7 protein-coding genes are annotated in these 8,715 nt (G+C 67.2%); 4 read left to right on the top strand and 3 right to left on the bottom strand.

Features of this window, described 5'->3' with window-relative positions:
* Both Q8M82_RS03870 and Q8M82_RS03875 read right to left on the bottom strand, forming a co-directional pair.
* A partial coding sequence (locus Q8M82_RS03870; protein WP_305690063.1) for a M81 family metallopeptidase occupies positions 1 to 487 on the bottom strand: 487 nt, incomplete at its 3' end.
* A gap of 116 nt (positions 488 to 603) precedes the next feature.
* The gene (locus Q8M82_RS03875) at positions 604 to 1,377 is read right to left on the bottom strand and encodes a ferredoxin--NADP reductase (RefSeq protein WP_305690064.1); all 774 of its coding nucleotides are present in this window, start codon (positions 1,375 to 1,377) and stop codon (positions 604 to 606) included.
* 266 nt (positions 1,378 to 1,643) lie between these two features.
* On the opposite strand from Q8M82_RS03875, the gene pepT reads away from it, so the two are divergent.
* Positions 1,644 to 2,882: a peptidase T gene (gene pepT, locus Q8M82_RS03880; RefSeq protein ID WP_305690065.1), complete on the top strand. Its 1,239-nt coding sequence runs from the start codon at positions 1,644 to 1,646 to the stop codon at positions 2,880 to 2,882.
* On the opposite strand, the gene Q8M82_RS03885 is transcribed toward pepT, so the two are convergent.
* Positions 2,875 to 3,141, bottom strand: a complete 267-nt coding sequence (locus tag Q8M82_RS03885; RefSeq protein ID WP_305690066.1) for a hypothetical protein — start codon at positions 3,139 to 3,141, stop codon at positions 2,875 to 2,877. The genes pepT and Q8M82_RS03885 overlap by 8 nt on opposite strands.
* 187 nt (positions 3,142 to 3,328) lie before the next feature.
* On the opposite strand from Q8M82_RS03885, the gene Q8M82_RS03890 reads away from it, so the two are divergent.
* The 3 genes from Q8M82_RS03890 to Q8M82_RS03900 form a co-directional block, all read left to right on the top strand.
* Positions 3,329 to 5,662, top strand: a complete 2,334-nt coding sequence (locus tag Q8M82_RS03890; RefSeq protein ID WP_305690067.1) for a putative bifunctional diguanylate cyclase/phosphodiesterase — start codon at positions 3,329 to 3,331, stop codon at positions 5,660 to 5,662.
* A gap of 204 nt (positions 5,663 to 5,866) precedes the next feature.
* Positions 5,867 to 6,559, top strand: coding sequence for an N-acyl amino acid synthase FeeM domain-containing protein (locus Q8M82_RS03895; RefSeq protein ID WP_305690068.1), 693 nt, complete (start codon positions 5,867 to 5,869; stop codon positions 6,557 to 6,559).
* A 166-nt stretch (positions 6,560 to 6,725) separates the two neighbouring features.
* Positions 6,726 to 8,715: PAS domain-containing protein (locus tag Q8M82_RS03900; protein ID WP_305690069.1), on the top strand; the 1,990-nt coding region annotated here is incomplete at its 3' end.

Below are 8,715 nucleotides of genomic sequence, written 5' to 3' on the forward strand. Positions count from 1 at the left end.
CCACCAGCGCGTCGGCGCTGTCGACCATGAGCTGCGTGACGTTGCCGTGCAGGTCGAGACTGGCAACGAGCGGCACCTCCGGTCCGATCGCGGCGCGCACGCGGCGCAGCGTCTCGCCCTCGCCGTCCGGGAAGCCCTCCGCCACCATGGCTCCGTGCAGGTCGAGATAGACGCCATCCAGCGGCAGCGCCGCCGTGATGCGTTCGACGAGTTCGCCAAGCAGCGTCTCGAAGGCCTCGGCCGTGACGTGGGCGGAGGGGCTGGCGGCGCACCACAAGGTCGGCACCATCTCCCAGCCGAGCCCGCGCGCCGTCTCGACGAAACCCGACGCGCCGACATTGACGTTGCGCACCGCCTCGTACACGGCCTCGCCCCGCGCCAGCGACGGCCAGCCGCCGCCCTGCACGAAGGCGTCGAGCCCCGCCTTGCTCGGCGCGAAGGTATTGGTCTCGTGCAGGAATCCGCCGAAGGCGATGCGTGGCGACATGGGCGTAGGCTCCGGCTCGGCGACGAACCGGCGCAGGTCATCACGCCAGACGACCGGCTACAAGGCCGAAAACGAGCCGGCTGCCTCCCAAAAAGGCAGGGCTGGCCTGCGTCCCGTCACTTCTCGACGAAGGCACGCTCCACGACATAGGTCGCCGGCGCCGAACTCGATCCTTCGACGAAGCCGCGGCCCTCGAGCTGGGCCTTCATATCGGCCAGCATCGCCGGACTGCCGCAGAGCATGACGCGGTCGTTTTCCGCATCGGCGAAAGGCAGCTCGAGCGAGGCGAACCAGTCCGGCGAGGCGAACAGCTCGGTGACGCGCCCGCGGTTGCGGTACTCCTCGCGGGTCACGGTCGGATGATAGATCAGCTGGCTCGCGACCATCTCGCCGATCAGCTCGTCGGCCGGTAGCTCCTCGCGGATGAAGGTCTCGTAGGCCAGCTCCGACACCAGCCGCACGCCATGAACAAGGACGACCTTCTCGAAGCGCTCATAGGTCGCGGGGTCGCGGATCAGGCTCATGAAGGGGGCGAGCCCCGTGCCGGTGGAGAGGAAATACAGGTTCCGGCCCTGCACCAGATTGTCGTGCAGCAGCGTGCCGGTGGCTTTGCGGCCGATCAGGATCTCGTCGCCGGGCACGATCTTCTGCAGCCGCGAGGTCAGAGGACCGTCCTGCACCTTGATGCTGAGGAATTCGAGCTCCTCGTCATAGGGCGCGCACGCCATGCTGTAGGCCCGCAGCAGCGGGCGCCCCTCGACCATCAGGCCGATCATCGCGAACTGCCCGGCTTCGAAGCGGAAGGCGGGATTGCGGGTGGTGCGGAAGCTGAACAGCGTCTCGTTCCAGTGATGAACCGACAGCACCTTCTCGACATACTGGTTGCTCATGCTCGAATCTTCCGTCCAGCCCGTTGCGTTCCGCATCGCGGGGCGTGGCCGTCCGGCGGTGCGCGGCCACTCCTCTTCGAAGCCGCCGCAGAAGGCAAGCCGTTCCCTGCCTGCGTTGGCGCCATCTTTGCGCAGGCGACTTGCAAATCGCGCAGCCGGCCGCCGTCGCTCGAGCTCGCGACAGCCACTGGGCGGGTCGCCCCGGCGCAGAACGTCGGCTATGTCGGATGCTCGCCGCGGTGACAGCGAGCGACACCGGAGCGACCATGACCATTCGAGCCCAACTGATCGAGCGCTTCCTCCGTTATGTCGCCATCGAGAGCCAGAGCGACGCCAAGGCGACCACGCTGCCGAGCACGCCCGGCCAGCAGCGCCTGGCCGATCTGCTCGCGGGGGAACTGCGTGCGCTCGGCCTCGCCGACGTCGTCGTCGACGACCGTGCCACCGTCACGGCGGTGAAGCGTGGCAACCGGCGAGGCGCACCGCGGATCGGCTTCATCGCCCATCTCGACACAGTCGATACCGGCCTGTCCCCGGTCATTCGGCCGCAGATCCTGCGATTCGAGGGCGACGATCTCTGCCTCAACCGCGAACAGGACATCTGGCTGCGTGTGGCTGATCATCCCGAGATCGCGCGCTGGAGCGGCGCCGACATCCTGTTCAGCGACGGCACCAGCGTTCTGGGAGCCGACAACAAGGCCGCCATCGCCATCATCATGACGCTGCTCGCGACGCTCGGTCCGGACGACGCCCATGGCGACATCGCCATCGCCTTCGTTCCCGACGAGGAGATCGGCCTGCGCGGCGCCAAGGCGCTCGATCTCGCGCGCTTCCCCTGCGACTTCGCCTATACGATCGACTGCTGCGAGGTCGGCGAGGTCGTCATCGAGAACTTCAATGCCGCGGCAGGCGAGATCGTCTTCACCGGCGTCAGCGCCCACCCGATGTCGGCCAAGGGCGTGATGGTCAACCCGCTCCTGATGGCGCATGATTTCATCGCGGCCTTCGACCGCGCCGAGACGCCCGAGCACACCGAAGGCCGCGAAGGCTATGTCTGGTTCACCGAGCTCACGGCCCATGCCAGCCAGGCGGATCTCAGGCTCGCCATCCGCGACTTCGACCGCGAAAACTTCGGCCGTCGCAAGCGCCGCGTCGCCGACGTCGCCGACGCCATCGCCGCCCGCTATCCGACGGGCCGCGTCGCCTGCAGCGTCACCGACACCTATGGCAACATCTCCGACAGCCTCGGCGACGATCGCCGCAGCGTCGATCGGCTGTTTGCGGCGATGGCCGAGCTCGAGATCCAGCCGAAGCTGATCCCGATGCGCGGCGGCACGGATGGCGCAGCCTTGTCGGCGCGGGGCCTACCCACCCCGAACTTCTTCACCGGCGCCTATAATTTCCACTCGCGCTTCGAATTCCTGCCGCTTCCCGCCTTCGAAACCGCGTTCTCGGTCGCAAGGGCCCTGTGCAGGGAGCCGGCGGCGACGGAGCTTCTCAGCTGAGAGGACGTCCGGCGCCGAACGCCCAGGGCTCGCCGGGAGCGGGCTCATCCGCGAAGCCAGGGACATAGGCGTCGCAGAGCGTATCGGCGGCTGCCATGCCGCGGCGATCGGCCAGCCGCCGCAACAGACCGATCTTCAACGGACATGACAAGGCGCCGGCCATGCCCGAGGCCTCGCCGAGATCGCAGAGACAGTTCGTGCAGGGCACCGCGGGAACGGCGCAGCCCGGCTTCGACAACAATTCGCGGCTGAGGCTCATCGGTCCGGGGTCCGGGCAGTGACGGCGAGACGGCAGGCAGAGCCTGCAACGAAAAGCCTCACCGGCGCGTTAACCCGGGGCGACCGATCGGCCTCCGGATCGATGCCGGCGGCACATCCCGCGCTACAACGGCATTTTAACCACGGCCGACGATGCTGCCCGGTACAGTGGACCTCAGGGACGCCCCATGCCCCCCAAAACCTCCCATCGGGTGATCGATCAGGGATTGCGCGACGAGGTCTACGTATCGCTGGTCCGCTCGCTCTATGCCGACCCGCGCACGCTCATCGTCGGGTCGAGCGGGACGGTCCTGGCCGCTTTCATCTCCGGCGCCATGACGGGCCATCCAGCCTTCTACGGCTGCGCTTGCGTCCTTCTCGCTCTGGCGCTGATCCGGGCCGCAGATGTCGCTCAGTTCCGGGCTGCCGCCAAACAGATCCGCGATCCACGCGAGGCGACGCACTGGGAAATTCGCTACACGGTCTTCTCGTCGGTCTATGTTTTCGTTCTCGGCCTGTGGTCGTTCCTGACCTTCGCGCTACATGCCAGCCCGCCCGTCCAGATCCTCGCCTTCTCGATGACGCTGGCGAACATGATCGGCGTCGCCGGCCGCAATTACGGCAGCCGCATGCTCGTGTTGACCCAGTTGAGCTGCGCCGGCGTGCCGCTGCTGGCGGGCCTCACGCTCGGCGGCAACGCCCACTACGCGATCGTCGCCTGCGTGGTCGCCCCTTTCATGCTCAGCTTCAAGACCATCGCCGACAAGCTTCGGGCGACGCTGACGACGGCGATCGTCTCCGCCAAGCATGAACGCCTGCTCGCGGCCCGCCTCGAGGCGGCGCTCGACAACATGGCACATGGCCTATGCATGTTCGATCGCAACGGCATCCTCTCACTGGTCAACAGCCGCTTGCCGGCGATCGTCGGGCTGCCGATCGGCTTCGCGGAACCCGGCCGCGGCGTCGGCCGCTTTCTGATCCGCTGCCAGCGCGCCGGTTTGATCGGCCGCTCCCAGCTTCGCAGCCTCGTCCTCGCGGCCCGGCTCGCCTTGCGCGACCAAAGCGAGGCGCGGCTGACGGCCAGCCTCTCTAACGGTCATGTTCTCGAGCTGACCTTTCGCACTTCCGGCACCACTGGCACCGTGGTCGTGATCGAAGACATCACCGAGCAGCGCCAGCAGGAGGATACGATCCGCCAGCTCGCGCTCTACGACCCGCTGACCAGCCTGCCCAATCGCAGCTTGCTGAAAGCCCATCTCCAGTCGCTGATCGGCGAGGCCGACAAGACCTTCGCGATCCTGTTCATCGACCTCGATCATTTCAAGAAGGTCAACGACACCCTGGGCCACCCCTGCGGCGACGCGCTGCTGGTCGAGGTGTCACGGCGCCTCTCGACGCTGCTCGGCAACGCCTCGCTGATCGCCCGGCTTGGGGGCGATGAGTTCGTCGTGGTCATCCCGGACGTGATCGATCGGGCTAACCTCGAGGGCATCACGGCACGCGTCAGCGCCAGCCTGCTCGAACCCTACGAGATCGAAGGCAACGCGATCGTCAGCAGCGCGAGCATGGGCATCGCCATCAGCCCCGACGACGGACGCGACCCCGACATCGTCATCCGCAACGCCGATCTCGCCCTCTATGATGCGAAGTCGAGCGGCCGCGCCTGCGCGCGCTTCTATGACAGCAGCATGATCGAGGTGGCGCGCGCCCGTCGCATCGTTGAGCTCGACCTGCGCGAAGCCCTGGCTGAGGACCAGTTCGAGCTGTACTACCAGCCGATCGTCGCCATCGACACGGGCCGGATCACCAGTTGCGAGGCGCTGCTGCGCTGGCGCCACCCCGAACGCGGCATCGTCGCCCCGGGAGACTTCATCGGGATCGCCGAGGAGGTCGGCCTGATCGCGCAGATCGGCGGCGTCGTGCTCGACAAGGCCTGTCGCGAAGCGATGCTCTGGCCGGACAGCGTATCGGTGGCGGTCAACATTTCGGCGATCCATTTCCGCGGCGACGCGATCATCGGGGACGTCGCTGGGGCGCTCGAACGCAGCGGCCTGGAAGCCTCGCGCCTCGTCATCGAACTGACCGAGTCGGCCCTGATGCAGGACGATGCTCAGGCGCTGTCCATCCTGGTGCGCTTGCGGGAAATGGGCGTCCGCATCGCGCTGGACGACTTCGGCACGGGCTATTCCAGCCTCAGCTACCTGCAGACCTTCCCGCTGCAGAAGATCAAGATCGACCGCTCCTTCGTCTCCGGCGGGCGCGAGACGCAAAAGGACCAGACCCTGCTCGTCGGCATTGCGCGGCTGTGCAAGGAACTCGGGCTGACGGTGGTGGCCGAAGGCGTCGAGACCGCCGAACAGCTCGACAACCTCGCCAAGATGGGGGCCATCGACGAGGTTCAGGGATATCTGCTCGCCCGTCCGCAGGCGACGCCTCTGGTGCGCGACCTGATCACCGCCTTCGCGGCGCGCTCCCTCACCGCCAAGGTCGAGCGACTGCCGCTGCGCCGCAGCGCCCGCTGAGCCGAATCCAGGCAGCGACCCCACGGGGCCGACCGTCACATCTCCGTCGCAGTGGCGCGAAATCTGTCGTGAGCGACGCAACGGCAGGCCGAAACTTGGGCAGACTTCGCCTTGACGTTCCCGTGATCGCGCGACGATGGTTAATTTCAGTTAACCATCAGCGGTCGCATCATGGTCCAAGCCGTCGCTCACCAGGGATCGTCCTTGACCGATCGCGTCATGCGGGCGCTCGAGCGGATCGACTATCGTCAGGCCCTGTCGCACGAGGATCGGGAGCAGATCTTCAACCTGCGCTACCGGGCCTATCTGCGCGAGGGAGCGATCGCCGCCAACGAGGACGAGCGCTTCACCGACCCCGTCGACGAGCAGCCCAACTGTCTGATCTTCGGCGTCTATGCCGATGGCGAGCTGGCCGGCGCGATCCGGCTCAGCATCACCGTTCCCGGTCTGCCGCAGATTCCGACGGCGCAGGTCTTTCCCGACAGCGTGCTGCCCCAGATCGAAGCCGGCCGCGTGATCGTCGATCCCACGCGCTTCGTCGCCGATGCGCGCTGGTCGCGTGAACTGCCGGAGCTGGCCTATCTGACTCTGCGCCTGCCCTGGCTCGCCATGGAGCAGTTCGCGGCCGATGTCATGCTCGCGGCCGTGAGGCCCGAGCACTACCCGTTCTACCGCCGGCTCTGGGGCAACACCGTGGTCAGCCCGCCGCGGCTCTACCCGGGCCTCGCCAAACCCGTCATGCTGTCGCAGCTCGATTACCCCAGGGCGGCCTCGCGCGTCGAAACGCTGTACCCCTTCTTTCGGGCCCGCGAAGACGAACGTTCCTCCGTCTTTGGTGCCAGCCCGCTCGCCTGGCTGCCGGCGGCGGCCCATATGGCTCAGCGCATTCGAACCTGAACGCGGTCAGGGCGCGTTTGGTTCCGCACATGGATGCGAGGCGCGCCTGCAAAAAACGGATTTCCTCCGCTTCCGCCGATGCTCTAGAAGGTCATCGCTTCGACGCCTTCCTGCGCGCGATGCTCGCGCCCGTGTCGGCGCGATGAGCCCTGACCGACGGAACTTCATGCCCGACCCAGTACCGGTCCCGCCATTTCTCAAGGGCGAGGGCGAACTCGCCACGCTGATCCGTGCATTCGACTGGTCTGCGACCAGCCTCGGCCCGATCGCCCAATGGCCAGCCGCGGTGACGTCGATCGTCGGGATGATCCTGCGCTCGCCCCTGCCGATCGTGACCCTCTGGGGCGAGCCGGGCATCATGATCTACAATGATGCCTATTCCGGCTTCGCCGGCGCGCGCCACCCCGCACTGCTGGGCTCGGAGGTCCGCAAGGGCTGGCCGGAGGTGGCCGACTTCAACGACAATGTGGTCCGCACCGTCTTCGGTGAAGGCAGGACCCTGTCCTACAAGGACCAGGAACTGACGCTGAACCGCGGCGCGGGGCCGGCCCAAGTCTGGATGAACCTCGACTATTCGCCAATCCTCGACGAGGACGGCAGCCCGCTGGGCGTCGTCGCGATCGTGGTGGAAACCACCGAGAAGGTCCGGGCCGACCGGCAGTTGCGCGACGAGCGCCTTCGTCTCCAGCAGATGTACGAGCAGGCGCCTTCCTTCATGGCGATGCTGGAAGGGCGGGAGCATCGCTTCACCCTCGTCAACGAGGCCTATCAGCAGCTGGTCGGTCATCGCGAGGTCCTCGGCCGCACGGTGGTCGAGGCCCTGCCTGATGCCGTCGAGCAGGGCTATCTGCGCATCCTCGACGAGGTCTTCGACAGCGGCCGGGCCTATCGCACGGCGGGCGCCCGCTTCGTGCTGCAGCCAGCCGACGGCAGCGCGCCGCAGACCCGCTTCGTCGACTTCGTCTTCCAGCCGATCGCCGATGCCACCGGCACCGTCACCGGCATCTTCGTCGACGGCATCGATGTCACGGACCGCATCGTCGCCCAGGAAGCGATCCGCACGAGCGAGGCGCAGTTCCGCGGCTTCGCCCAGGCGATGCCCAACCATGTCTGGACGGCGCCGGCGAACGGCCTGCTCGACTGGTTCAACGAGCGCGTCGGCGAATACAGCGGCCGGGAACCGCAGGAACTGCTGGGCTCTCGCTGGCTCGACATCGTCCATCCCGACGACCGCGAGATGGCAGTCGCGCAGTGGCAGGCGGCGCTCGCGTCCGGCGAAACCTACCAGACCGAGTTTCGCATCCGCAACGCGGCCGGCCAGGATCGCTGGCATCTCGTGCGGGCCGTGCCGATCCGTGCCGAAACCGGCGAGATCATCCGCTGGATCGGCACCAACACGGACATTCACGAGCAGAAGCTGGCGGAGGTCGAGACCGCGCGCGATCGCGACCGCCTCTGGACCTTGTCGCAGGAACTGATGCTGGTTTGCGACTACGCCGGAATAGTCACGGCCGTGAATCCCTCGGCCGAACGGCTGCTGGGCTGGAGCGAATGCGACATGGTGGGCAAACCGCTCGCCGATTTTCTCCACCCCGACGATATCGCCCGGACGGCCGCCGAAGTCACCAAGCTGTCGCAGGGCGCGACCACGCTGGCCTTCGAGAACCGCTATCGCTCGAAGGCCGGCGACTATCGCCTGCTGGACTGGACGGCAGTGCCCGATGCAGGCCGCATCCATGCGATCGGCCGCGACATCACCGAGGAACGGCGCGCCACCCGCGACCGGGACCGGATCTGGAACCTGTCGCCGGTGCTCAAGGTCGTTGCGGCGCGGGATGGCACGATCACCTCCGCCAACCCCACCTTCAGCAAGGTGCTCGGCTGGCTTCCGGCTGAAACCCTCGGGCGAAACATCATCGAGTTCGTCGAGCCCGCTGATCGCGAAGCCGCCGCTACCCGGCTGGCGCGCGTCGCCAGCGGCTCATCGATCATGACCTCCGAGAGTGTGCTCCTGACCCGCGATGGCGACCGCCGCCGGATCGCCTGGACCAGCGTCCCCGACGGCGACACGATCTATGCCTTCGGCCGCGACATCACTGCCGAGACCGAGGCCGCCGCCGCGCTGGCCAGCAGCGAGGCAGCGCTGCGTCAGGCCC

It is taken from the genome of Allobosea sp. (assembly GCF_030694325.1).
GTDB lineage: Bacteria > Pseudomonadota > Alphaproteobacteria > Rhizobiales > Beijerinckiaceae > Allobosea.

Coding starts and splice junctions, on each gene's coding strand:
- Q8M82_RS03885 (WP_305690066.1), bottom strand. CDS start 3,141: ATGAGCCTCAGCCGCGAATTGTTGTCGAAGCCGGGCTGCGCCGTTCCC.
- pepT (WP_305690065.1), top strand. CDS start 1,644: ATGACCATTCGAGCCCAACTGATCGAGCGCTTCCTCCGTTATGTCGCC.
- Q8M82_RS03890 (WP_305690067.1), top strand. CDS start 3,329: ATGCCCCCCAAAACCTCCCATCGGGTGATCGATCAGGGATTGCGCGAC.
- Q8M82_RS03875 (WP_305690064.1), bottom strand. CDS start 1,377: ATGAGCAACCAGTATGTCGAGAAGGTGCTGTCGGTTCATCACTGGAAC.